We start from the raw sequence: 372 nt of genomic DNA on the forward strand, positions 1-372 counted from the left end.
ATCTTTAATACCACCAAATACTACAACTTCTGCTTTCAAAACAGTGTTTGGTTTCCCTGTTGCGCGAGTTGTGAAAGCAATTGAAACTTTTTTGCCGATAGGAACGGCATTTGGTAAAGAAACCCCATTTGTCCAAAGTGTACTATTTACTGGGATTGATTTTGTCGTTTCTCCTTCTGGTGTCACTTCCATGAAGGTCGGGATCGTCAGACCAGCTGACCAATTGGGCCCTTTTTTCAAGGTAAGATTCTGTAAGGGTGCTTTGCTGGTATTCGTGATCGTTGTTGTCCAGATTACATTGGTATTCGTATCGATCACTTCTTTTGGTCGAGTTAATGTGACACTAGCCGTTGGTATTTCTTCCTTATACAT

Annotated in this window: 1 pseudogene; it reads right to left on the reverse strand. The window is 41.1% G+C overall.

Annotated elements, in window-relative coordinates:
• Positions 1-372, reverse strand: a pseudogene (locus KQI94_RS16360) (WxL domain-containing protein); the annotation flags it as partial.

The organism is Enterococcus sp. S183_ASV_20, assembly GCF_018919685.1.
Taxonomy (GTDB): Bacteria; Bacillota; Bacilli; order Lactobacillales; family Enterococcaceae; genus Enterococcus; species Enterococcus faecalis.